Genomic DNA, 22,832 nt, shown 5'->3' on the forward strand with positions numbered 1-22,832 from the left:
CCACTGCTTCTTTTTTATTCCCCTTTTTTCTCCTGCTGCCCTTCAAGGATCTTCTTCTGTACAAAGCGCAGGTGATCATACATTGCTGTGTGTGCTTTGTATGCATCTCTTTCCTTCAAAGCTTCATATATACGTTTATGGTGTGCTACTGTCTTTTCCTTTTCTCTAACAATGATATGGTTATTGATTTTCGCATGATATAAAAGAAGCGAGTGAATCATACCATCGAGAATCAAGTTATTCGCACTCAAGGCAATGATCCGGTGAAATCGTTTATCTGCCTGACCGTAGTTGTTATCCTTAGATTCCTCGATTTCCAGAATCGTTTCATAAAGTTCTTCCAGCTGTTCGTCGGTAATCTTCTCCGTTGCGATAGTGATAAGCCCGAGCTCCAAAACGATCCTTGCCTCGATAATCGCTTGGATATTATCGCTTGCCAAATTAAGCATATCGGAAAAAGGTGCGGAGCCAACCTTCAAATTGAAGTATGTGCCCTCCCGTGTTTTGCGTGTAATGATGCCGAGGGTCTCCAATGCACTCAAGGCTTCGCGCAAAACAGTACGGCTAACCCCAAGGATTGTGATGAATTCCGCTTCGGTCGGCAGCTTATCCCCTGGCTTCAGCTGGCCGCTCGATAGCAGATGCAAAATCCGTTCCACCACTTGCTTGGATAATGTTTTTCTGTTCACGTGCTCCACGTTCATTTGCAATGGGTCTCTCTCCATCATGTCCAACACCTTTATATGTGATAAATCTATGATACTGGGAATGGCACAAAATTACAAACGCATAAAAAGAGCCGCTCAAGGAAGAACGGCTCCACATCTATCATCGAACAAGACATGGCTTCTTGTTATTGAACTTCCAATCACGAATCAAATATTGCATAGCAGCAGCATCATCGCGGGCGCCAAGTCCCATGGATTTATACAACTTATGAGCTTCTTCTATCCGTTCCATGTCAATTTCGATACCCAGACCCGGTTTATCCGGCACCGCCAACTTTCCTCCGATAATCTCATACGGCTCCTTCGTCAATCGCTGTCCATCCTGCCAGATCCAATGTGTATCGATAGCAGTGATATTCCCTGGCGAAGCTGCTGCGACATGTGTGAACATAGCCAAAGATATGTCAAAATGATTATTGGAATGCGAGCCCCAAGTAAGTCCCCATTCATGGCACATCTGTGCCACGCGGACAGAGCCCTGCATCGTCCAAAAATGCGGATCGGCAAGCGGAATATCTACCGCCTGTGACTGGATGGCATGCCCCATCTGTCGCCAGTCAGTAGCAATCATATTCGTGGCTGTGGGCAGCCCGGTAGCTCTCCGGAATTCCGCCATCATTTCGCGTGAGGAATACCCATTTTCTGCCCCGCAAGGATCTTCTGCATACGCGAGGATATCATGCTTTCCTTTGCAGAGAGAGATTGCTTCATCCAATGACCACGCTCCATTCGGATCAAGAGTGATTCGGGCATCCGGGAACCGCTTAGCTAATGCCTCAATGGCCTGTATTTCCTCTTCACCAGCCAAAACGCCGCCCTTTAGTTTGAAATCTCGGAAACCATACTTTTCGTATGTTGCCTCTGCCAGACGTACAATGGCTTCTGGTGTTAATGCTTCTTCATTCCGCAAACGGAACCAATCCGATGTCGCATCCTGCTCACTCTTATACGCAAGGTCTGTCTGCCTGCGATCACCGACATAGAACAAATACCCAAGCACATCCACTTCACTTCGCTGCTGTCCTTCACCTAGAAGTGCAGCTGCAGGAACCTGGAGGAACTTACCGAGCAGGTCGAGCAGTGCAGCCTCCAGCGCTGTCACAGCATGGATAGTCGTACGCAAATCGAAGGTCTGTTCTCCCCGGCCGCCTGCATCTTGATGAGCAAATTGCTTTCTTACTTGATTGAGGATTGCTTGATAAGAGGCGATTGACTCTCCGATTACAAAGGCTTTTGCCTGCTCAAGCGTCTGCCTGATCTTCTCCCCTCCAGGTACCTCTCCAACACCAACAGCACCAGTATTATCTTTGAGAATAACGATATTACGTGTGAAATAAGGACCATGCGCCCCGCTCAAATTAAGCAGCATACTGTCCCGGCCAGCAACTGGAATCACTTGCATTTCCGTAACAGCTGGCACGTGATTTGATTTCTCTGCTTTTATAGTCTCTGATACTTGGTTCATGTTTCTATCCCCTTCCGATTATTTTGTTGGTGCTTCCAATTCCACACGCTCGATTTTTCCAACGATGAACAGATAGCTTAAGATGGCAACAAGTGCATTTGCTCCGACGAATATAAGTGCACCATTAAAGGATCCTGTCGCATTGACGATGTAACCAATGATGATTGGCGTTGTGATGGAAGCAATGTTTCCGAATGTATTGAAAAGGCCCCCACTGACACCTGCTGTTTGCTTTGGTGATGTATCCGAAACGACTGCCCAGCCTAATGCTCCAAAGCCTTTTCCGAAGAAAGCGAGAGACATAATGACAACCACAAGCCATTCCGCATCCACGTAGTTACAGATGATCATACTGCAGGAAAGCAGCATTCCGATGATGATCGGCGTCTTACGCGCAATCGTCAAGGAAAGATTTTTCCGGAGCAGGAAGTCTGAGAACATCCCGCCAAGGATTCCCCCTAGGAAACCGCATATAGCTGGAAGGGAAGCAATGAATCCAGCCTCTAAAATAGACATACCGCGCCCTTGAACCAAATAGACAGGGAACCAAGTCAGGAAAAAGTAGGTCAGTGTCGTAATACAATACTGCGCGATATAAATACCGATCAGCATCCGCTTTTTCAACAGCTGTTTGATGAACGGCCATTGGGATTGTTTCTCCTTCGCCCCGGCGTCTTCCTTCTTCTGATCCATATCGACGATTCCGCCGCCAGCTTCGATGTAATCGATTTCCGCTTTGTTCACTCTCGGATGCTCACGTGGATTTCGGATGACTTTCAGCCAAACGAGTGCCAGTACGATTCCAATAGCTCCCATTACGTAAAAGACAGATTCCCAGCCGTAGCTGTATGTGAGCCAACCCATGAGCGGCGAGAAAATGACAAGTGCGAAATACTGAGCTGAGTTGAAGATTGCGGACGCTGTTCCACGTTCATTACTCGGGAACCAAGCTGCGACTACACGACTATTTCCTGGGAACGACGGTGCTTCTGCGAAACCAACAAGGAAACGGAGCGCGAACAAGACGACTATAGCCGTTCCCGCAGCAAAAAATCCAATTGTTCCTTGCAGCAAAGTAAATATCGACCAGATCAAGATACTCATACCGATCACGAGCTTGGAGCCGAACTTATCGAGCAATATCCCACCAGGTATTTGCGCGATCACATAGGCCCACCCAAAAGCGGAAAACACATAGCCCATGCTGACAGCATTTAAACCAAGATCTGATTGCAGCGCATCACCTGCTATACTGATCGTAGCCCGGTCAGCATAGTTGACGGATGTGACTAGGAACAACATCATGACGATAAACCAACGGACCTTTGTTTTTTTCATCTGTGGATTCTGCAGGTTTTCTCTGACTTTATCCATATGCTTCATTCCTCCGCTCTTTTGTAAGCGTTATCAATAATCAGAAAGGAAAAAGGGCTGAAAGCGGCCCTCTATCCTTTGACAAATACAGTCTTGATGCTCGTGAAGAACTCTTTCGCAGCTTCTCCCTGCTCTCTTGAATGTGAGCTTGACTGCTTCATCCCGCCGAACGGAGCCTGCAGCTCTACCCCGGCACTTTCTGCATTAACACGGACAAGCCCTGCCTCCATATCTTCTACGAATTGCAGGAATCGTCCTATGTTCTTCGTGAAAATGGATGCACTCAACCCGAATTTTACATCATTCGCCACATCTATTGCTTGTTCCTCTGAATCCACTTTGATCAAAGCAATAACGGGACCGAAAATCTCCTCCTGAGCAATCACCATATCGTTCGTTACATCCTCAAAGATTGTCGGCTGAACGTAAAAGCCCTTAGCATAGTCTCCATCTGTCAGCTGTTCGCCGCCCAGGATAAGCTTAGCTCCTTCTTCCATACCCTTCTGGATATAATGAAGGCAGTTTTCCAGTTGAGCTTTGCTTGCAATAGGCCCAAGCCACACATCCTTCTCGAGGCTGTTGCCAATCGTAATCTCTTTCGTCTTTTCAATCAGCCTATCTCTGAATGCATCGTATATTGGCGCTTCTACGATGACCCTGCTTGTTGCCGTACATTTCTGGCCTGTGGACCGGAATGCACCGCTGATTGTTGCATCCACTGCTTGTTCAATATCTGCATCAGCAGCTATAATGACTGGATTCTTTCCGCCCATCTCCAGCTGATACTTGGCGCCTCTCTCCAATGCCGCTAAGCCAATTCCTTTTCCAACATTATTGGAGCCGGTGAACGTGATACCATTTACCTTTGGATGCTCGGCCAATCCTTTCCCGATGACAGAACCCGCACCAGTGACCAGATTGATGACTCCTTTTGGAAATCCTGCTGCTTCAAAGCACTCGATAATCTTGATTGCCGTAATAGCGGTTTCAGAAGCCGGCTTACATACGATTGTGTTTCCGTAAACAAGTGCAGGAGCTATTTTCCAGATAGGAATCGCAACAGGGAAGTTCCATGGAGCAATGACACCGACGACTCCTAAAGGAACGCGTGACGTATACATGAAAGCTCCAGGATCAGTTGATGGAATAACATCACCGGTCTTTCGCATTCCTTCTGCTGCATAATACTTTAGGATGGCAATGCCGCGCTGCGTTTCGCCGCGAGCTTCCGGTAATGTTTTCCCCATCTCTTTTGTTGCAGTTGCGGCAATCTCTTCGGTCCGTTCCTCCATGACAGCTGCAGCTCGATAGAGGAACTCTCCCCTGGCAGCCCCGGATAAACTCCGCCATTCCTTCCGTGCTGCATCCGCTGCTTCCACAGCGGCTTCCAAATCTGCGGTTGTGGAACTCTGGATCTGACCGACAGGAAGGCTGGTATCTGCTGGATTGATGACCGTGATCTGCTCTGCTGATTCTGATTCCTGCCATTCGCCATTGATAAAGTTACGGTATACAGTCGTTGTTACATTTGTCGCCATGTATTAGCTCTCCTTTATCTCTGCTATTTTCTCCTTGCGCGGATATTTGTCCAGCGCTTTCGTAATGATCTGTTCCATTTCGTTATAGTGCTCTTTGGTTACTGGTACAACTGGAGGACGAACATACCCTCTTGTCTGCAAACCAATGATTTCCATCCCCGCTTTTATTAAGGAAACGGCATAGCCTTTTCGCTGCTTTCGTATGCTGTTGATTGGCAGAATGACATCTGCATATAGTGCATCCAGCGTATTCTGGTCTCCTGCTAAAAGAGCGTCATAATACATCCGGGATATATGCGGGATATAATTTGAAATCGCAGATGAATAGGTCGTTATCCCGAGCGGTACATAAGCAGGCATTGTAACCTCCGCCATCGGCATACCATTCAGGAAGTCCAGTCTTCCTTTGAATTCCTGTGTTAGACAAATATTCAAATCCATATTCCCGATTCCATCCTTAAACCCCTTTAATTGAGGAAAAGCTGCCAGCCGTCTGACTGTCTCGACAGAGTAGACAGCATTATCTCTCTGGTAGATAATCGCATCCAAATCTGGCGCACTCTCGAATATTTCTTTCGCATACTGATAAAGTCCTTCCTGCTCTCCTTGAATCAAATAAGGAGGAAGCAGCAAATAACCATCTACACCTTTTTCCTCTGATATCGCAGCAAGTTCAATAGCAGTACGGAGATTACCACCGACTCCTGTATAAATTGGAACCTTGCCAGCTACTGCTGCAATCGCTGTATCCAGCATCACTTTATACTCTTTTTTATCCAGTGATTGAAATTCTCCTGAACCACAAGCGATATAAATGGCATCCAGACCTTCTTCTACAAGAAAGCGAATATTCTCAAACAATGCGTGCTCATCAAGTTTTCCAGCTTCGGTAAATGGTGCCACCGGAAACCCTAGAATACCTTTGGCTATTCCTGTTGAATGTCCCATAGCGTACCTCCTAAAGTAAGCGTTATCATATCCGTTTGTTTAATTGTATTACAAATGAACAAAAGTGCAAATGCCTTTTTAGGACGTGAAAAATGCAGAAGAAAATTATACTAAAGTCAAAAACACTCTCTAAACAAATCATCAGCAGACAAACTATAAAATACAGCACAAAAAAAGGGACCTAATCCCTACCCGTATTTCTTCAGATTTTTGGTTTCATTTCACTTCCAATCGGTTATACAACAATTAACCCCCCATATCTTAACCTTTTACAAAATGTTTAACATGCATCCAATGAATTCGTTCATTGGATATTTTTTTGCAAAAAAAAAGAGCTCTAAGGCTCTTTTCTAAACACTGAAATCTTCTTGAATGAATCCGCCATAGAACTTATTGGAAGGTACTTCGTAACCTGTTACTGTACCGAACTTTCGCATCATGACTGCATTCCATGCCAGGAACCAGGTTCGATCCTCCTGCAATCCATCCAGCATCATCGGTGTAACTTCCACCTGACCATCAAAAAGATGGGCACCAAGCGCAGCAAGTTTCTGTAAATCCCCTGTTAACTCATATTCAGAAAGCATCTGTCGGTAATCAAACTGACAGCTTTCAAACTTGAAATAAGGTTTAAATAGCTTGTACAGTCTGCTGTCACCCGCCATCAAATATAGAACAGCAAGGCAGCCTTTATTCTGCAGCACCTCCGCATTTTGGATACCTGCACGCAAATTTTGATATTTAATCTCGTGATCCTCATCGTGGAATTTGATATACATGGCCACCCTCCTTCCTATCGCTGCTTATTTAGTAGTAGGAATCTTTTCCCTTTCCATTAGAAAGACAAACAAAAAACCCCGTCCTACGGACAGGGTTTTTAGATATCAGGAAGATGTATAAGATCCTCCATTGATATGGATCGCTTGACCAGTCATATAGGAAGCTTCATCAGATGCAAGCATCACATATGGCCAAGCATGCTCGGAAGGCTGACCCGGGCGTCCCATCAAGCTATCCTGTCCGAACTGCTCAATCTTATCTTCTCCGATAGTAGCCGGGATAAGCGGCGTCCAGACCGGACCTGGTGCAACAGAGTTAGCACGGATCCCTTTCTTGATAAGACTTTGGGCGATACTGCGCGTCCAAGCTGTGATAGCACCTTTTGTCGCAGAATAGTCCATGAACATAGGGTTCCCGCGGTAAGCATTGATAGAAGACGTACTGATGATAGAATCTCCTGCTTTCATATGACGCACAGCTGCTTTCGTCAGATAGAACTGGGAGAAGAAGTTTACACGGAATACTTCCTCAAACTGTTCAGAAGAGATTTCCAGAACATCCTCTCGCACATACTGAATAGCTGCATTATTGACAAGAATATTGATTTTACCGAATTCCTCGACCGTCTTCTCAACTAAGCTGATGCAATGCTCCTCATCCTTGATGTCACCTGGCAGCAGTAAGCAGCGCTTGCCTTCTGCTTCTACTAGACGTTTCGTCTCTTCGGCATCTTCCGTTTCATCGAGATAGGAAATCGCGACATCCGCACCTTCTTTCGCATAAAGGATGGCAACAGCACGGCCGATACCGGAATCACCGCCCGTAATAAGTGCGGCTTTCCCTTCCAATCTGCCGACTCCTTTGTAATCAAGCGGCTGATGCGGCAGTGGATCCATCTTTGCTTCAATCCCCGGCTGACGGTCCTGCTGGTGTGTACTAGTTGAGCCATTCATCATATCTTTCGGTTCCATAGAAAAGTCTCCTTTGTATCTTAATTGATACAATACCTTTCCACATCTTCATAGCTATGAAACGTAGAACCGAAAGTAAAACTACCGAGCTTTGCTTTTATCACTTGCTGACACGAAGCACTTTCACCTCATAGGAATCCAGCTGTATATCTCCTTCTACATTCCCTCCATCCAGCACATCTTCATACAGTTGATCCAGCTGTATATCTCTTGTCTCTTCACTGAAATTCATGACAAAGACAAACAAGGAGTCTGCATTATAGCGCACTTGAATGGATACCCCTTCTTGCTTCGTAATTCCGACTGGCGAGTTGATCTGCTCTGTTTTCAGCAGTTCCGCATAAAAGTCGTCCTGGAATGCACCCTCTAATCTAGCACCGATATAATAAGCAGCACCCTCTCCATAGGCGTGTTCGGTAACAGCAGGTGTCCCCTTATAGAAATCTTCTTCATAATCACCTAAAGTCTTCGCGCCGGTGAGTTCAAGCACTGTCGCATAATCCTTTACTTCATAACGCTTACTTCTATAAAGTACTTGATTGCGATCTCGCGGATACAGTGTGTCCGTTTCCAATGGCCGTATTCCGAAAATAGCTGTAAGCTTATCCTGCCAAGCTCCTTTATGCACAAGGTCATGCTCATTTACCACACCGCTGATGTACGTCATAACAAGCTTTCCACCATTTTTCACAAATGTCTCGAGTTTTTCGGCGGTCTGCTTATCCATCATATAAAGCATCGGGACAACTAAAAGCTTATATTTGGAGAAATCGTGATCTTTCATAATGACGTCCACTGGAATATCTTGTTTCCAAAATGGCCGGTAATGTGCATGCATCGTCTTAATGTACTGCTTGGAATCCAATCCGTATCCTTGCGCATCTTCTAACGCCCAGTCGTTTTCCCAATCATACAAGAATGCCACTTCCGCCGCTCGATGTGTTCCCTGCAAGGCTGCAAGCTTTTCCATTCTCTTGCCCAGCTCCGCAACTTCCTGGAATACACGATTATCCTGTGAACGGTCATGATCGACGACTGCTCCATGAAATTTTTCTGTTGAGCCTCGGGATTTACGCCATTGGAAGTAGAGGATACTATCTGAGCCATGAGCTAGCATCTGCATCGAAGCAAGAATGTGCATGCCTGGCCGCTTCGCTTTATTCACCGGATGCCAGTTGACAGCACTCGGTGTATTTTCCATCAGCAGAAACGGCTGGTCCTTCATCGTTCTGTATAAATCATCAATGAATCCTACCTTCATCGCAAGCTCCGCTGTTGTTTCCCAGTCATTATGCCAAGTCGGATACGCATCCCAGCTGATCACGTCAATTTTATCTGCAAAACGGTTGTAATCCAGTCCACGGAATGGAATCAGATCAGGTGTGTCAGCCATGAAGTTCGTCGTAACAGGAATATCCGGTGTTATCTCGCGTATCGGAACCAACTCATTTTCCATAAAACGGACAGTTTGATCTGTCGAGAACCTCCGCCAATCCAAGCGCAGTCCATGTACACCATCCTCCCCGTTTGGCGAAGGGGATTCTACCTGCTCCCAATCTGTAAATGTATGACTCCAGAACGGCCCCCACCAAGCATCGTTCAAGGCTTCTAGATTTCCATCGTATTTCTCTTTCAACCATTCACGAAAAGCAGATTGGCAATTTTCGCAATGGCAGTCGCCGCTATATTCATTAGAGATATGCCATAACAGCAGAGCCGGATGCTTTCCATATCGCTGTGCAAGCTTCCGGTTTATCTTCTCTGTTTTCTCCAAATACGTCGGGGAAGTGAAGCAGTGGTTATGCCTGCCGCCATGCAGCTGTTTTACTCTTGCTGCATTCACCCGCAGTACATCTGGATATTTTTGGGACATCCAAGCAGGACGCGCACCACTTGGAGTAGCCAAAATCACTTTTCCGCCAAATGAATGTATATCATCAAAAATCTTATCCAGCCACTCGAAATTGTACACACCCTCTTCCGGTTCTAATGCACTCCAAGCGAAAATGCCGACCGAGAAGGTATTTGTATGTGCCGATTGCATCAATTCGATGTCTTCTTTCAGAACTTCGGGATACTTTAGCCACTGATCTGGGTTATAGTCTCCTCCATGCAGCAAAAAAGGTGCTTTTAACTCGCGCTTCGATTGTTTCATTTTCTTCTCTCCCTTTTCTGGTTATCCTTTTGTTCCGCCGGTCGTCAGTCCGGAAACAAAGTTCCGCTGCAGCAGCAAGAAGACGATGGCGATTGGAATACTGATCAAAATAGCTCCAGCAGCAAACGTCGTGTAGCTTGCCCCCATTACTTCATTTACTAAGTTAAATAGCCCGATCGGAAGCGTATAAGCTTCTGTCTTTCGCAGTATGACGGAGGATAAGACAAAATCTCCTAATGGCACCGTGAACCCATTCATAGCGACAACAGCGAGCATCGGCTTCGATAATGGCATGATAATCTGCCAAAATGTCCGGGTGAAGCTGGCCCCATCTATCCGCGCACTTTCATCAAGCTCCATCGGAATCGAATCCATATAACCCTTCATTAAGTAAGTGTTCATCGGAATCAAGCCACCGATGTACAACAGAATCAGCAACCAATGACTGTTGACCATATCCAGCATCTGCGCCAGCACGAAAAGTGCAATTAGCGCAGAGAATTGCGGAATCATCTGCAGCAGCAGAAAGACGGTCAATGTGTTTTTCTTGCCTTTAAAACGGAAGCGTGAAAAGGCATAGCCAGTAAACGATACACTGATGATGGCACCAACCATCGTGAAAAAGCTGATTTTTACCGAATTCACATACCACTGTCCATAAGGCAGGGAAGCGGAGCCTTCAAATAGCTCCTTATAATGTGCCAATGTCGGATTTTTCGGAATGATGGATGTACTGATCAAGCTGTTTCCAGGATTGAAACTTGCGCCAATTGTCCACGCGAGCGGATATAGAATCATAATCGACATAACAATCAGCACACCATAGGAAAGTGTAAGGCGAATCAACCGTGATCGATTGCGCATGCTCATGCTCCTTCCTTGAATGTACTTGATTTTCGGAACTGCCATAGCGCAATTGATACGACAACAACAGATAACATGATAGTCAGGGCAGCTGCCAAAGCATATTGGCTGGACTGCATCGTCAGTTTATAAATCCATGAAACTAAAATATCTGTACCGCCGGCAGTGGAATCCGGAACCGCCGGACCTCCCGCATTAAACAGATAGATAATATTGAAGTTATTAAAGTTGAATGTAAATTGCGTTATGATGATGGGTGAGATTGATAATAGAATCATTGGCATGGTAATGTGGCGGAACTTCGAAAAGGCAGACGCCCCATCGATTGTCGCCGCTTCATACAGGTCCTCAGGTATCGATTGCAGCACACCTGTTGTCACGAGAAAAATGTACGGAAAACCGAGCCATCCCTGCATCATGATCAGTGCGAATCTTGACCAGTTCGGGTCTGTCAGCCAAGGAATAGCATCGATGCCGAGTGCGGCAAGGATATCGTTGTTGACTGCTCCGAAGCTGTCGTTAAATAAGCCTGCGAAAATCAAGATAGTGACGAAACCAGGAACCGCCCATGGCAAGACGAGGATCGTACGAAACAGTTTCTTGAAACGTATTTCTTTTTGATTGACAACCACTGCGAGAAAGATTCCTAATGCCACTTGCAGCGTGGATGCTACGATTGTCCAAACTACCGTCCATGCAAGTACATCGAAGAAAGTTGAGCGCCAGATGTCGACAGTGAAGATTTCCTTGAATGTACTGAACCCGACCCATTCGACCAGTTTAGCTGGTGGTGAATTATATAAATCATAATTCGTAAAGGCGATCGCGAAGCTGAAAAGGATTGGGAAAACGACAGCGAACAATAGCAGCAGGAATGCCGGTCCGCTGATCAAATACGGATAACCCTTGAACAGCACGTGCTGATACTGCTGCCGAAGTGTATACAGTGTCTGTTTGTTATCTCGCATAACACCTGTTTTATAGGCATCCCGCAGATTCAAATAATAGACAATCAAACCTAGGAAGATAACAATCAACGCTATGAGTCCTTCTGCCAGTAGGAAAATCGAGTTGTCCCTCGGAATCTCAGTTCCAAGCGTGACGATACCCCACAGTCCCATATTCAACAGATCTTTAAATGCAACAAAGAAAGAAACGGTAATCAGCAGAAACAATAATCCTTTCAGCCATTGCCGATGATAAAACTGACCGAAACCTGGTATGATCGAGAGCAACAATGCTAACTTACGATGCTGCATGACTATTCCTCCTCGTACATAGGAAATACGCGCCGGCACAATGCCGGCGCGTCCCTATCATTTTCCGCCGTGATTTGCCTCTATTTGACCTTCAATAGATTTTACCGCCTGATCAAGTGCTTCCTGCGGCTCAGATTTTCCGGTCGCAATTGTCTGCAGGGCAGCATCCGTAGGTTTCCATACTTCATTCATTTCCGGTATACCAGGTGTGAGGTCAGAGAACTGCGATTGTTCCGCTATAGCCTTAGAAGCATCACTTTCCATCACTTCCTGATCCTCTGCCAGCGCCTTCACTGCCGGAACTTCTTTTGTCTTTTCATAACGAACCTTCGAAACTTCTTCATTACTCAAATACTTTACTAGCTCTTCTGCCAACTCGGCATTCTTTGAAAAAGTACTTACGTTATAGCTTTTAACTCCAATGAAAGCGCGCATGTTCTCCCCATTGGATAGCTTCGGCAAGGAAGCAATGCCATAGTCGACTCCGGCTGTTTCAAATGGTTCCAGGTTCCATGGACCTGAAATGATAGCGGCAGCTTTACCTTCTGTAAACAGCGATTCAATTACATTGATACCTTGCTCACCTACCATACCAGCTGGGAAAATCTCCTCATCATAGAAGCGTTTAATTTCATTCGCTCCTTCTACAGATCCATCATTATTCAGTCCGATATCTTCCGGATTGAATGTACCATCACTGTTCTTACCAAAGACATATCCACCATAACCACTCAGTACGCTATTGGCGTAATACGTCTGATCAAATTGTGCAAGAAAACCGTATTGCTCTCCTTTTCTAACTTCCTTGGAATAATTGAACCACCCCTCCAAATCCTGCGGCAGTTCTTCTTCGGTTATAAGATCCTTATTATAGTAGAGCATCGTCGTTTCAACAGCTTTCGGAAGACCATACACTTTGCCATCAACGATCTGTGACTGCATGGCTGACTCCGTGTAAGTGGATTGGAGTGTTTCATCTACAGCTATTTCTTTCACCAAGCCCTCTGTTACAGCCGATCCCATTTGATCTCCTGGCATTGTGAATACATCCGGGCCTGACCCTCCTGGGCCGTCCAGGCGTAAATCTTCTAATTGCTGCGCATAGTTCTTCTCAATTATCTCTACAGTCACATCATGCTCTTTCTCAAACTCGGCAACAGCGTCTTCAATACCGATGGCTTTCTCTTTATCTTCCCAAATAACTAATTTGTCGCTTTTCTCTGACTCACTTCCATCTGCCCCGCTCTCTTGCGGTCCACATCCAGCCAGCAATACTCCCGTCATCAATCCAGATACCAAGCCAAGCACTAGCTTTTTCCTTTTCACCCGACCCCACTCCTTTATTTGAAAGCGTTTACAACATTAAAGATAGCACTATAGTAATCCTAAGTAAACAATTATTTTACTCATTTACAGTAAATAATTTACGCAAACAAAAAACGACCTTTTTAGTCAGTCGTTTTCGTCAATGTACTCTTTCTTTCGACAATTTCTCCAGTAATTAGTACTGTTTTAGATAATGTCCGCTTACCTAGAATTTGTTCCAGCAGCAAATCAATAGCTGTCTTACACACTTCACTCAAATCGATATGGATGGTCGTTAACGGTGGCGAAACGTATTTTGCAACACTAATATTATTGATACTGATCACACTTACCTGTCCAGGAATAGCGATACCTTCTTCATTTAACGCCTGAAGCATACCAACCGCAATCGGATCAGCCGCTGCAACGAACGCGCTCGGCAAAACCGCCAGTTCAGCAATCGCTTTTTTCATTAAGCCATAGCCATTTTCAACACTGAAACCACGCCTGCAGAGAACGGATTGATCATCTAGTATACCCTTTTTCTCCATATAGGTTCGGAAGGCCTTCTCCCTGAGATCCATTTCATCAGCCATCGTATCCGGGTTTTGAAAAGTTCCTCCAATGAAGCCGATTTGCCGGTGTCCTTGCTGCAATAAATGGTCTATCTGCTTTCTTGTCATCCATTCTAGATCCGGGCGTACAGCATCATAATGATCCGGATCAGGTGCTGAATCTATAAAAACACCATTTCCACTTAGAATCTGAAGTTTTTTGTGCTCTGCTTCTGTAAAACTTCCCACTGCCAGAAATCCTTGGATTGTATCCGGAACATCTTCTATCCCATCCTCTTTTTTGTACAAGGTCAATTCAACATTCCGTTCTTTCGCACATTGTTCCAGCGCTTTACGCATCGTCTTGAAATAAACATCCTCCAGCTCTTCTGTATCTGTTACCCAATAGAGAAGAGCTATTTGTTTGATTCGCATATGCACTTCCTTTTTCCGGTAGTTCAGACGTTCTGCCACAGCGAATATCTTATCCTTTGTCTCTTCCGTCACAGATAGGCTGTCATCGTGATTCAGCACTCTGGAGACCGTGGAAACAGAATATCCCACTTCATTCGCAATATCCTTGATTGTCGCCAAATTCTCTCACCTCTTCTGCTTTGAATTATGACAGATAAACTAATTCAAGTAAACTTTTTACTAAAATTTTATACTGACATCTGTATCGAAGTATTTCTTGCTTCCACTTTCGTCCTGTAGTACACTATCCATAACTTAGTTAATTAAATTAATAAAGTCTTATTAGGAGGAATCGTAATGACGTTTAATCCGAATTTAACAGCTTCATTTCAAGAGATCTTTCAAACTGCTGATACACCACGCCAGTTCTTTGCTCCCGGCAGAATAAATCTGATTGGCGAGCACACTGATTATAATGGCGGACATGTATTTCCAGCAGCAATCTCCTATGGTACCTATGCTTTGGCTGTGAAACGCAGTGACAACTTACTCAGATTTTACAGCATGAACTTTTCTGAAAACGGTATCATTGAACGGACATTAGATGACCTTGCCTATCGATCTGAAGATGATTGGGCCAATTATCCAAAAGGCGTACTGCTTTATTTGCAGCAAACTACAGGGAAAATAACATCTGGCCTGGATATCCTCTTTTATGGTGATATACCGAACGGAGCTGGTCTTTCCTCTTCAGCTTCCATTGAGCTAGTCACAGGCGTATTGGCTGATAGCATATATGGACTGGAAATGGAACGAATTCCGCTTGTACAGCTTGGACAACGGGTGGAGAACGAGTATATCGGTGTAAACAGCGGCATCATGGATCAATTTTCAGTCGGAATGGGCAAACAAGGACACGCCATTCTGCTTGATTGCAACACTTTAGATTACGAGCATGCACCTGTGGACTTGTCTGAACACGTTATCTTAATTGCAAATACGAATAAACAACGAACATTATCTGGCTCAAAATATAACGAACGCCGATCAGAATGCGAAGCTGCGTTGCAGGATTTGCAGCAAAAATTGAAGATTAATAGTCTCGGAGAACTTACACCAAATACTTTTGAACAGCATCACACATTAATCAGCAATCCCGTTCACGTCAAACGGGCACGCCACGCTGTGTATGAGAACAACCGCACAATTGAGGCACTAAAGAAACTTCAAAAGCATGACTTGGCTGCATTCGGGGAATTGATGAATGATTCGCATCGTTCACTGCGTGATGATTATGAAGTAACAGGACAGGAACTCGATACGATTGTTGAAGCGGCTTGGGCACAGGCTGGCGTTCTTGGTGCTCGAATGACTGGTGCTGGATTCGGCGGCTGCGCTATTGCATTAGTAGAAAAAGATAAAGCGGACGCTGTTCAAGCAGGTATCCAGCAGCACTATAAAGAAAAGATTGGATATGAAGCAACCTTCTATACCGCAACAATCGGTGACGGTGCAAAGGAACTAGCATAAAGGAAGTGTTCATATGATTTATTCAGATATTGAGAGTTTATTGGAACAGACTTGTAAGGAAGATTTGATACAGGAACGAGATACCATCTATGTACGCAACCAGGTGATGCACTTGTTGAAGATGACAACATATCCGGCACATAAGATTTTAACAAGCTCCGATTCGATACCGGATTTAGTAGATCGCATCATCGAATATGCCGTGAAAGAAGATATCATCGATAACATTCTGGATGAGAAGGAGATGCTTGCTGCATCGTTGATGAATTGCTTCATGCCTCGCCCTTCCACCGTTCAAACTTTATTTGATGGCTATTACAAAAAATCACCAGAACAGGCAACCGATTACTTTTATAATCTAAGCAAGAACAGTAACTACATCCAAATGAATCGTATCAAGAAGAACATATCGTATAAAACACAAACGGAATATGGCGAAATGGACATTACTATCAATCTGTCCAAACCAGAAAAAGATCCAGAGCAAATCAAGCGTGAGCGTATGACGAAGCAGGATAATTCCTATCCTCTTTGTGTGCTCTGTAAAGAAAATGAAGGCTATGTCGGCAGGATCGGTTATCCAGCACGCTCCAATCACCGCGTAATTGAATTGTCACTAGGAGAGGAAAAATGGTTTTTCCAATACTCGCCTTATGTTTATTACGATGAACACAGCATCGTATTATCAGAAGAACATCGGGATATGAAAATCAATGCAGATGCATTCCGTAGACTGCTTGAATTTGTAGAGAAGTTCCCTCATTATTTCATCGGCTCGAACGCTGATTTGCCGATTGTAGGAGGTTCCATTCTCTCACACGATCATTATCAAGCAGGACGCTATACCTTTGCCATGACCAATGCGGAAGAACGCTGTACCTTCTCAATTCATGCGCATCCGGATGTTAGCGCAGCTGTGCTCAATTGGCCGATGACGGTCATCCGGCTCAAGGCGGATGATCAAGAAAAGCTTGCGAAAGCAGCAGAAAGCATTCTAGCGTTTTGGCGGGATTACGATGATGAAGATGCTTCCATTTTGTCTTTTACAGACGATACGCCTCATAATACGATAACTCCGATTGCTAGAATGCGTGATGAATTATATGAAATGGATCTTGTACTTCGCAATAATCGAACGACAGCTACCCACCCGCTGGGTATTTTTCATCCACATGCAGATGTGCATCATATCAAAAAAGAAAATATCGGCTTAATTGAAGTAATGGGTCTTGCTGTTTTGCCGCCACGCTTGGCAACGGAGCTTGAAACAATTTATAAGTTCCTCGCCGGAAAAGCAGATGAGGTGGACCCTCCGCACGAAGAATGGGCTCAGGAATTGCGGAAGAAACATGGCTTCCTTCACAACGAACAATATGCAAAAGAGGTTGTACAAAAAGAACTTGGCCAGAAATTCGTCCGTGTATTGGAGGATGCTGGTGTCTTCAAGGATGAAACAGCCCTTCAACGTTTTATCACAAAACTTAATCAGAAAGTGGTGTCTTCATGATCGAAAAGACTGTGCTTCAGGATGGATGGGAATTGCACACTGTAACTAATAATAAAGGGATGCGGCTTGAAGTGCTGAACTTCGGGGGCATCATTACTTCCTTAGAAGTTCCTGATAAGGACGGAAACTTGGAGAATATTGTACTAGGTTATCACGACCTCCAGGATTACAAAGATAATCCGAACTACTTCGGTGCCTTGATCGGTCGGGTGGCTGGACGGATAAAAGAGTCGGAATTCGAGTTGGGCGGCGAGTCATTTCATCTGAAAGCAAATGAAGGAAAACATCACTTACACGGCGGTTCTGAAGGCTTCCACCAAGTACTTTGGGAAGTTGAACCTTTCGAAGAAAATCAGACAAACGGCCTTCGACTTTCTCACACTAGCAAAGATGGAGAAGGCGGCTATCCAGGCAATCTGACGGTGAATGTCACTTATACCCTTACAGGGGACAATAAACTGGTGATTCTTTATGAAGCAACCACTGACAAAGCAACTCCTGTCACGCTGACAAACCATACGTACTTCAATCTCAGCGGCGACCTGAAAAGGACTGTTGCAACGCAGCAGGCAATGGCCGCAAGTAATCAGTACACGGAGTTGGATGAAGAGCTGATTTCAACAGGAAGACTGCTGGATACAGCTGCTTCTCCATTCGATTTGCGATCGTTTAAACCGTTACAGGAAGTATTCAGCACGCCGCATGATCAGCTTCGCATTGCCGGAGATGGCATCGATCACTATTTCTTGTTCTCAAGCACTGAGAAACCAAAAGCTGGGCTCTATGATCCCCAAAGCGGAAGACTGATGACTATCGAATCGAACCAGCCTGGTCTCGTTTTATACACCGGTAACGGCCTTGATGATTCATTAGAACTAAAAGAACGCAAGTCGGAAAAGCACCTGGGAATTTGTTTTGAAACACAAGCTTTCCCTGCAGGATTGCATCATGATGGTTTCCCAGACCTCATTTTGAAGCCAGGTGAAGAGTACCGAAAAGAGACTGTATTCTCTTTTACAACAAAATAAATAAAGAAGCAGCCAATCTATAGATTGGCTGCTTTTATTATACCGGGGCAAACAGATCAACCAATTGCAGTGCTACTGCCCCTAACGCTGTCGCACGATTTCCATGTCTACTTACCATTATCTCAGTCTGCGCAGCTTCAACCGTCAAGGCTCGGCTCGCAATTTCTTCCTTTAAAGGCGGAAGGAGAAACGCTGCACTCTCCATCACACCACCACCAAGAATGATTCGATCAGGATTCAACAGGTGAATTAAATTGACCAGACCGATTCCTAATATCTGACCGGTTTTTTCCAGAATGATCTTAGCTTCTTCATCTCCAGCTTTTGCTGCATGATAAACAGCTTCCCCACTCGCCGTCCTTGCTCTCCGCGCAATAGACGGTCCGCTTGCAAGTGTCTGAAGGCATCCACGGTTTCCGCAAGCACATTTTTCTCCGTTTGGATCGATAGACATATGCCCTAGCTCACCAGCCAGCCCTGCTGCTCCGTGAAAAAGCTTTCCTCCGATAATGATTCCCGCACCAATTCCGCGCCCGATATTGACAGCTACCATACTATCCTGCATATCATACCCGCCAAACCATGATTCCCCAAGAGCCATTGCCCGAGCATCATTATCCACTTTCACCGGAATGCTGAATCTATTTTCCAGCTCCTGCTTAATAGGAATATTATGTAATCCTAAGAGAGGAGCTACGAGAGATACACCAGTTTTTGCATCAACTACTCCATGCATCGCTACTCCAATACCTATGATCTGCTCCGTTTGCATACTATGCCGGTCTAGTAATTGTTGAATAGCTTGTATGACTTGATGCAAAAACTCGCTATTAGTATGTACGCTAAGCGGATAAGAGACGACCCCTAACATCTCTCCTGTGAGATTCGTCAGAATACAGTCGATTGTACCAGGGCCAGCATCAACACCGATGACGAACAACTCATCTGTCCGGATATGAAGCATGGTAGGCTTGCGGCCGCCGCTCGAGGAGCCGAGCTTGCTTTCCTCCACTAGACCTTGTTCAATCAGTTCCTTGACGATGATACTGACTGTCGGAGGCGTCAGGCCTGTCTCCTTCGCTATACCTGCGCGTGATATTGGCGCTGCTATACGAATCTTATTGAGGATCAAAGATCTATTCACTGTTTTCATCAATTGAAATGTGCCACGCTGCATATAAACCGCTCCACTATCAGTAGTAATTTCAGTATATCATCATTCGAACAAAACTGACTCCCACACTATCTTCTAAATCTCTATCTCTTTAATCACCTTTGCTGGATTTCCTCCGACTACTGTATTTGCAGGGACATCTTTTGTGACGACTGCACCTGATCCGATAACCGCGTTATCTCCGATTGTAACACCAGGATTGATAACAGCACGCCCGCCGATCCAGACATTATCTCCAATTGTCACCGGCTTGCCCAATTCATAACCGGAATTACGTTCTACCGGATGCAATGGATGCGTTGCGGTATATATATGTACACCTGGAGCCAGCATGCAATTATCGCCGATGCGGATTTCACAAATATCCAGCATCACACAATCAAAATTCGCATAGAAGCTTTCTCCAAGATGAATATTGTACCCATAATCACAGCGAAAAGTCGGTTCGATGTAGGCTTTGCCTTTTGATGAGCCAAGTATCTGATGCAATAAATCCGCGCGCTCAGCATGTTCATAGCTTGTTGTATCATTATATTTCCGGATCAATTCCCTTATTTCCATACGTCTGTCTGTCAGCTCTTTATCGGAAGGACGATAAAGCTCCCCTGCCACCATTTTCTCTCTTTCTGTCTTCATCATTATCTTCACCCCTTTTAATAATCTCTTACTTTATATATCTATTGTTATAAATCTCGTAAATACTGACCATACTGATTCTATTATATCGCAAAGGAGAATTACTATGCACACCCGCCTCAAAGTTGCCCTGCCTCTATTATTTATACTCATTGCACTTTTATTGATCATGCCCTCCCAAGCAAACGCTAGCGATTCTAATATTGGACAGACGACTGCAAACCTGAATATCAGAGCTTCCCCTTCGACGGATGCAGCCATTATCGGTAAGTTCCCAGCAGGCACCCAGTTCCAATATATCGACAGAGGAGATGGCTGGGGACAGATAACCATTGATAGCCAAACAGGTTATCTCAGCTTGGATTATGTAACAGAAGCGCAAAAAGAACCAGCCACTCCCGCTGAATCATCAAACGGGCAGCCTGTTCACAGAATAGTTATCGATCCCGGTCATGGCGGCAAAGATCCTGGTGCAATCGGAAATGATACGATGGAAAAATGGGTAGCCCTGACTATTTCGGAAAAACTGCAGCGCAGGTTACTTGCTAATGGATATGATGTAAAAATGACGCGCAGTGAGGATGTTTTTATTCCATTACCGGAACGAGCAACATTATCGAATAACTGGAAAGCAGATTTATTTGTAAGCGTCCACGCCAATAGTGCTACTTCTTCGTCAGCAAAAGGATTGGAATCTTACTATTACGGAGCAAGCAGCAGCGGGAAGCAGCTGGCTTCCAGTATACAGACTGCATTAGTATCCAATACGAATAATGAAAACAGAGGCACACATAGTGCTGATTTTTATGTACTGCGCCACACATCCATGCCTGCTGTACTCGTTGAAACAGGATTTATCTCTAACCCTGCTGATGCTGTGCTTCTTAACGATGCAGGTTATCAAGATAAAGTAGCCACTTCGATTGCCGAAGGAATCAAAGAATATGCAAGCTAAAGCAGAGCTGCCGATACGGCGGCTTTTTACATAATATTCACATTACTTTTACTTATATAATCGTATAATTGGAGGGTACAGGGGGGATTAAGATTTGAAATACTTAGTGGATTTCATTTTAGCCATCATACTTACCGGACTCTCTTATTATGTTGGCAGCTTATTATTTCGGCACGGATTACCAATATGGCAAGCAATACTCATCGGCTTCTCCGTCGTCGCACTTGGTGCAATGACAGAGGCTCTTGGGGCACCGATTTGGCTGATTGTACTCGTTCCTTTCCCAGTCGGCATGCTGCTTTTGTATCTGTTCCTGCAGGTGCCTGTTACGAATTGGTTAATCACCTATGCCACAACCTTAGTTTTCTACACCCTGATGCACATCCCAATGAGCTACTTCTTCCAATTCCATAGTTTGATCCCTGCTTGGAAGCTATCATAATACATAGAAAGGAGACTGCAAGAAGCAATCTCCTTTTCTAGCATTACTCTATACTCTATTTTAAAGCCAGAAGATAGTATCTGGATGCTTTTTCAAAGTCATGATTATCTGTATAATATTTAGCCAGTCGTTCGGAAAAGTGACGAACGTTATTGTCATCCTCGATGGATTGAAAATATTCAATGCCTTCCCGCCACACTAATTCAAAACTGTCCTTATCGACAAATTGTTTATGAAGCATGGCGAACATCCATTTATACGCATCTTCATCCCGCTTCTTACTTAAAGCAAACCCCTCAGTAAAATGCTCCATTGCACGATCCTTCAAGCCAAGCCGGAAACAGCATTCTGTCACGTAGTATAAGCTCTTCAAATAATATTCAGGATGCTTGTAATGCATAGATTTTTCAAAATGTCCCATTGCCTTCTCAAGCTGATCTTGTTTGAAATACAGCACACCAATATTGTGATAAATATACATAGGCAGCTGCAACTCGGACTCGGACACATCATGCTTTAGAGCAGCTTGAAACAGTTCCTCCGCTTTCCGAAAGTCAGTCATATGCATATGATTCAATCCTTGGAGCAGGAGGCATTTTCCAAGCTGTAATTTCTGATCGTAACGAAGAGCTGATTCGATAGCTTTATTGGCATTCAAGACTGAAAAAGCAGTCATTTTCATATAATAGTACGTAATTGCCAGTTTATAATAGAAATCAGACACTTCCCGATGGTCGATTTGTACGGACAAAAACGGTTCTGCACGTTCAAATTCGACAATTGCATCCTGAAGTTTGGTTTGCCGGTACAGCAGCAGACCCTTGAAGAAATGGTAGTAGTATAGATTTTCGGCGGTGAGCGCGAATGCATCAGCAGCACCCTCGAGCAGTTTTTCTCCTTTATCCAAATCACCTTTCAGCATCTCCAAGCGAGCATCGTACAGCATACTTTTTGCAAGCAGCCTTTCATCGCGAATTGCATCTTCCTGTTCAGTTATTTCATTGCGAATACTCTCTGCAGCACGGATCTGTTCCGTTTTAATATTTACATATAACTTATCAAGCAGCTTGTTAAATATTTCAGCGTTTTTCATATCTGTCTGGTACATCGGCTCACCCTCTTTCTATTCATATCTGAATCATCGGTAGATTTCATGGAAATGTTTAGGCGTTCAGAAAGAAAACGATCCACCATTTGGTGAATCG

General features: G+C 44.6%; 20 protein-coding genes. 5 read left to right on the forward strand and 15 right to left on the reverse strand.

Translation table 11 applies throughout. The features are described 5' to 3' along the window. Nucleotides 1–14: 14 nt before the first annotated feature. The 12 genes from CHH48_RS15990 to CHH48_RS16045 all read right to left on the reverse strand — a co-directional run bounded on the left by CHH48_RS15990 (nucleotide 15) and on the right by CHH48_RS16045 (nucleotide 14,535). Nucleotides 15–725: a FadR/GntR family transcriptional regulator gene (locus CHH48_RS15990; RefSeq protein ID WP_245840406.1), complete on the reverse strand. Its 711-nt coding sequence runs from the start codon at nucleotides 723–725 to the stop codon at nucleotides 15–17. 103 nt (nucleotides 726–828) lie between these two features. Then, nucleotides 829–2,193, reverse strand: coding sequence for a glucarate dehydratase (gudD, locus tag CHH48_RS15995; protein WP_095220316.1), 1,365 nt, complete (start codon nucleotides 2,191–2,193; stop codon nucleotides 829–831). An 18-nt stretch (nucleotides 2,194–2,211) separates the two neighbouring features. Continuing rightward, the gene (locus CHH48_RS16000; protein ID WP_095220317.1) at nucleotides 2,212–3,567 is read right to left on the reverse strand and encodes an MFS transporter; all 1,356 of its coding nucleotides are present in this window, start codon (nucleotides 3,565–3,567) and stop codon (nucleotides 2,212–2,214) included. Between the two features lie 71 nt (nucleotides 3,568–3,638). After that, nucleotides 3,639–5,105, reverse strand: a complete 1,467-nt coding sequence (gene gucD / locus CHH48_RS16005; protein WP_095220318.1) for an alpha-ketoglutaric semialdehyde dehydrogenase GucD — start codon at nucleotides 5,103–5,105, stop codon at nucleotides 3,639–3,641. A 3-nt stretch (nucleotides 5,106–5,108) separates the two neighbouring features. Beyond that, nucleotides 5,109–6,053 carry a 5-dehydro-4-deoxyglucarate dehydratase gene (gene kdgD / locus CHH48_RS16010; RefSeq protein WP_095220319.1) on the reverse strand — a complete coding sequence of 315 codons (945 nt, stop codon included), beginning with the start codon at nucleotides 6,051–6,053 and terminating at the stop codon, nucleotides 5,109–5,111. Between the two features lie 350 nt (nucleotides 6,054–6,403). Further along, nucleotides 6,404–6,832, reverse strand: coding sequence for a hypothetical protein (locus CHH48_RS16015; protein WP_095220320.1), 429 nt, complete (start codon nucleotides 6,830–6,832; stop codon nucleotides 6,404–6,406). A 105-nt stretch (nucleotides 6,833–6,937) separates the two neighbouring features. Next, entirely contained in the window at nucleotides 6,938–7,804 is an 867-nt protein-coding gene (locus CHH48_RS16020) for an SDR family oxidoreductase (RefSeq protein WP_093880730.1), read from the reverse strand. 100 nt (nucleotides 7,805–7,904) lie between these two features. Beyond that, nucleotides 7,905–9,959: a beta-galactosidase gene (locus CHH48_RS16025; RefSeq protein WP_095220321.1), complete on the reverse strand. Its 2,055-nt coding sequence runs from the start codon at nucleotides 9,957–9,959 to the stop codon at nucleotides 7,905–7,907. A gap of 21 nt (nucleotides 9,960–9,980) precedes the next feature. Next, nucleotides 9,981–10,829 carry a sugar ABC transporter permease gene (locus CHH48_RS16030; RefSeq protein ID WP_170937565.1) on the reverse strand — a complete coding sequence of 283 codons (849 nt, stop codon included), beginning with the start codon at nucleotides 10,827–10,829 and terminating at the stop codon, nucleotides 9,981–9,983. Further along, the gene (locus tag CHH48_RS16035; RefSeq protein ID WP_095220323.1) at nucleotides 10,826–12,082 is read right to left on the reverse strand and encodes a carbohydrate ABC transporter permease; all 1,257 of its coding nucleotides are present in this window, start codon (nucleotides 12,080–12,082) and stop codon (nucleotides 10,826–10,828) included. Before CHH48_RS16035 ends, CHH48_RS16030 begins: the two co-directional genes overlap by 4 nt. A 57-nt stretch (nucleotides 12,083–12,139) precedes the next feature. Beyond that, a complete protein-coding gene (locus CHH48_RS16040; protein WP_095220387.1) occupies nucleotides 12,140–13,366 on the reverse strand; it encodes an extracellular solute-binding protein in 1,227 nt (408 codons plus the stop codon). Between the two features lie 164 nt (nucleotides 13,367–13,530). After that, on the reverse strand, nucleotides 13,531–14,535 hold the full coding sequence (locus CHH48_RS16045; protein WP_095220324.1) for a LacI family DNA-binding transcriptional regulator: 1,005 nt from the start codon (nucleotides 14,533–14,535) through the stop codon (nucleotides 13,531–13,533). Nucleotides 14,536–14,712: 177 nt separating this feature from the next. Between CHH48_RS16045 and CHH48_RS16050 the strand changes: the two genes are divergently transcribed. The 3 genes from CHH48_RS16050 to CHH48_RS16060 are packed head-to-tail and all read left to right on the forward strand — an operon-like array spanning nucleotide 14,713 to nucleotide 18,420. Further along, entirely contained in the window at nucleotides 14,713–15,885 is a 1,173-nt protein-coding gene (locus CHH48_RS16050) for a galactokinase (RefSeq protein WP_095220325.1), read from the forward strand. A 13-nt stretch (nucleotides 15,886–15,898) separates the two neighbouring features. After that, on the forward strand, nucleotides 15,899–17,392 hold the full coding sequence (gene galT, locus CHH48_RS16055) for a UDP-glucose--hexose-1-phosphate uridylyltransferase (protein WP_095220326.1): 1,494 nt from the start codon (nucleotides 15,899–15,901) through the stop codon (nucleotides 17,390–17,392). After that, a complete protein-coding gene (locus CHH48_RS16060; RefSeq protein WP_095220327.1) occupies nucleotides 17,389–18,420 on the forward strand; it encodes an aldose epimerase family protein in 1,032 nt (343 codons plus the stop codon). Before galT ends, CHH48_RS16060 begins: the two co-directional genes overlap by 4 nt. A gap of 37 nt (nucleotides 18,421–18,457) precedes the next feature. Here CHH48_RS16060 and CHH48_RS16065 read toward each other — a convergent pair whose 3' ends face one another. Together CHH48_RS16065 and maa are read right to left on the reverse strand one after the other, a co-directional pair. Further along, on the reverse strand, nucleotides 18,458–19,597 hold the full coding sequence (locus tag CHH48_RS16065) for an ROK family transcriptional regulator (protein WP_095220328.1): 1,140 nt from the start codon (nucleotides 19,595–19,597) through the stop codon (nucleotides 18,458–18,460). A 72-nt stretch (nucleotides 19,598–19,669) separates the two neighbouring features. Beyond that, a complete protein-coding gene (maa, locus tag CHH48_RS16070; RefSeq protein WP_095220388.1) occupies nucleotides 19,670–20,230 on the reverse strand; it encodes a maltose O-acetyltransferase in 561 nt (186 codons plus the stop codon). 106 nt (nucleotides 20,231–20,336) lie between these two features. Between maa and CHH48_RS16075 the strand changes: the two genes are divergently transcribed. Then, nucleotides 20,337–21,185 carry an N-acetylmuramoyl-L-alanine amidase gene (locus CHH48_RS16075; protein ID WP_095220329.1) on the forward strand — a complete coding sequence of 283 codons (849 nt, stop codon included), beginning with the start codon at nucleotides 20,337–20,339 and terminating at the stop codon, nucleotides 21,183–21,185. A 94-nt stretch (nucleotides 21,186–21,279) separates the two neighbouring features. Then, entirely contained in the window at nucleotides 21,280–21,627 is a 348-nt protein-coding gene (locus CHH48_RS16080) for a hypothetical protein (protein WP_095220330.1), read from the forward strand. A 55-nt stretch (nucleotides 21,628–21,682) separates the two neighbouring features. Here CHH48_RS16080 and CHH48_RS16085 read toward each other — a convergent pair whose 3' ends face one another. Next, the gene (locus tag CHH48_RS16085; RefSeq protein ID WP_095220331.1) at nucleotides 21,683–22,735 is read right to left on the reverse strand and encodes a tetratricopeptide repeat protein; all 1,053 of its coding nucleotides are present in this window, start codon (nucleotides 22,733–22,735) and stop codon (nucleotides 21,683–21,685) included. Nucleotides 22,736–22,832 lie beyond the last annotated feature (97 nt).

The sequence above is a fragment of the Terribacillus saccharophilus genome, assembly GCF_002272075.1.
GTDB classification, from domain to species: domain Bacteria; phylum Bacillota; class Bacilli; order Bacillales; family Amphibacillaceae; genus Terribacillus; species Terribacillus saccharophilus_A.

What these genes read in the sequence shown, in the direction of transcription:
- CHH48_RS15990 (WP_245840406.1), bottom strand. Translation starts at nt 725, where the DNA reads ATGGAGAGAGACCCATTGCAAATGAACGTGGAGCACGTGAACAGAAAA.
- gudD (WP_095220316.1), bottom strand. Translation starts at nt 2,193, where the DNA reads ATGAACCAAGTATCAGAGACTATAAAAGCAGAGAAATCAAATCACGTG.
- CHH48_RS16000 (WP_095220317.1), bottom strand. Translation starts at nt 3,567, where the DNA reads ATGGATAAAGTCAGAGAAAACCTGCAGAATCCACAGATGAAAAAAACA.
- gucD (WP_095220318.1), bottom strand. Translation starts at nt 5,105, where the DNA reads ATGGCGACAAATGTAACAACGACTGTATACCGTAACTTTATCAATGGC.
- kdgD (WP_095220319.1), bottom strand. Translation starts at nt 6,053, where the DNA reads ATGGGACATTCAACAGGAATAGCCAAAGGTATTCTAGGGTTTCCGGTG.
- CHH48_RS16015 (WP_095220320.1), bottom strand. Translation starts at nt 6,832, where the DNA reads ATGTATATCAAATTCCACGATGAGGATCACGAGATTAAATATCAAAAT.
- CHH48_RS16020 (WP_093880730.1), bottom strand. Translation starts at nt 7,804, where the DNA reads ATGGAACCGAAAGATATGATGAATGGCTCAACTAGTACACACCAGCAG.
- CHH48_RS16025 (WP_095220321.1), bottom strand. Translation starts at nt 9,959, where the DNA reads ATGAAACAATCGAAGCGCGAGTTAAAAGCACCTTTTTTGCTGCATGGA.
- CHH48_RS16030 (WP_170937565.1), bottom strand. Translation starts at nt 10,829, where the DNA reads ATGAGCATGCGCAATCGATCACGGTTGATTCGCCTTACACTTTCCTAT.
- CHH48_RS16035 (WP_095220323.1), bottom strand. Translation starts at nt 12,082, where the DNA reads ATGCAGCATCGTAAGTTAGCATTGTTGCTCTCGATCATACCAGGTTTC.
- CHH48_RS16040 (WP_095220387.1), bottom strand. Translation starts at nt 13,366, where the DNA reads ATGACGGGAGTATTGCTGGCTGGATGTGGACCGCAAGAGAGCGGGGCA.
- CHH48_RS16050 (WP_095220325.1), top strand. Translation starts at nt 14,713, where the DNA reads ATGACGTTTAATCCGAATTTAACAGCTTCATTTCAAGAGATCTTTCAA.
- galT (WP_095220326.1), top strand. Translation starts at nt 15,899, where the DNA reads ATGATTTATTCAGATATTGAGAGTTTATTGGAACAGACTTGTAAGGAA.
- CHH48_RS16060 (WP_095220327.1), top strand. Translation starts at nt 17,389, where the DNA reads ATGATCGAAAAGACTGTGCTTCAGGATGGATGGGAATTGCACACTGTA.
- CHH48_RS16065 (WP_095220328.1), bottom strand. Translation starts at nt 19,597, where the DNA reads ATGCAGCGTGGCACATTTCAATTGATGAAAACAGTGAATAGATCTTTG.
- maa (WP_095220388.1), bottom strand. Translation starts at nt 20,230, where the DNA reads ATGAAGACAGAAAGAGAGAAAATGGTGGCAGGGGAGCTTTATCGTCCT.
- CHH48_RS16075 (WP_095220329.1), top strand. Translation starts at nt 20,337, where the DNA reads ATGCACACCCGCCTCAAAGTTGCCCTGCCTCTATTATTTATACTCATT.
- CHH48_RS16085 (WP_095220331.1), bottom strand. Translation starts at nt 22,735, where the DNA reads ATGTACCAGACAGATATGAAAAACGCTGAAATATTTAACAAGCTGCTT.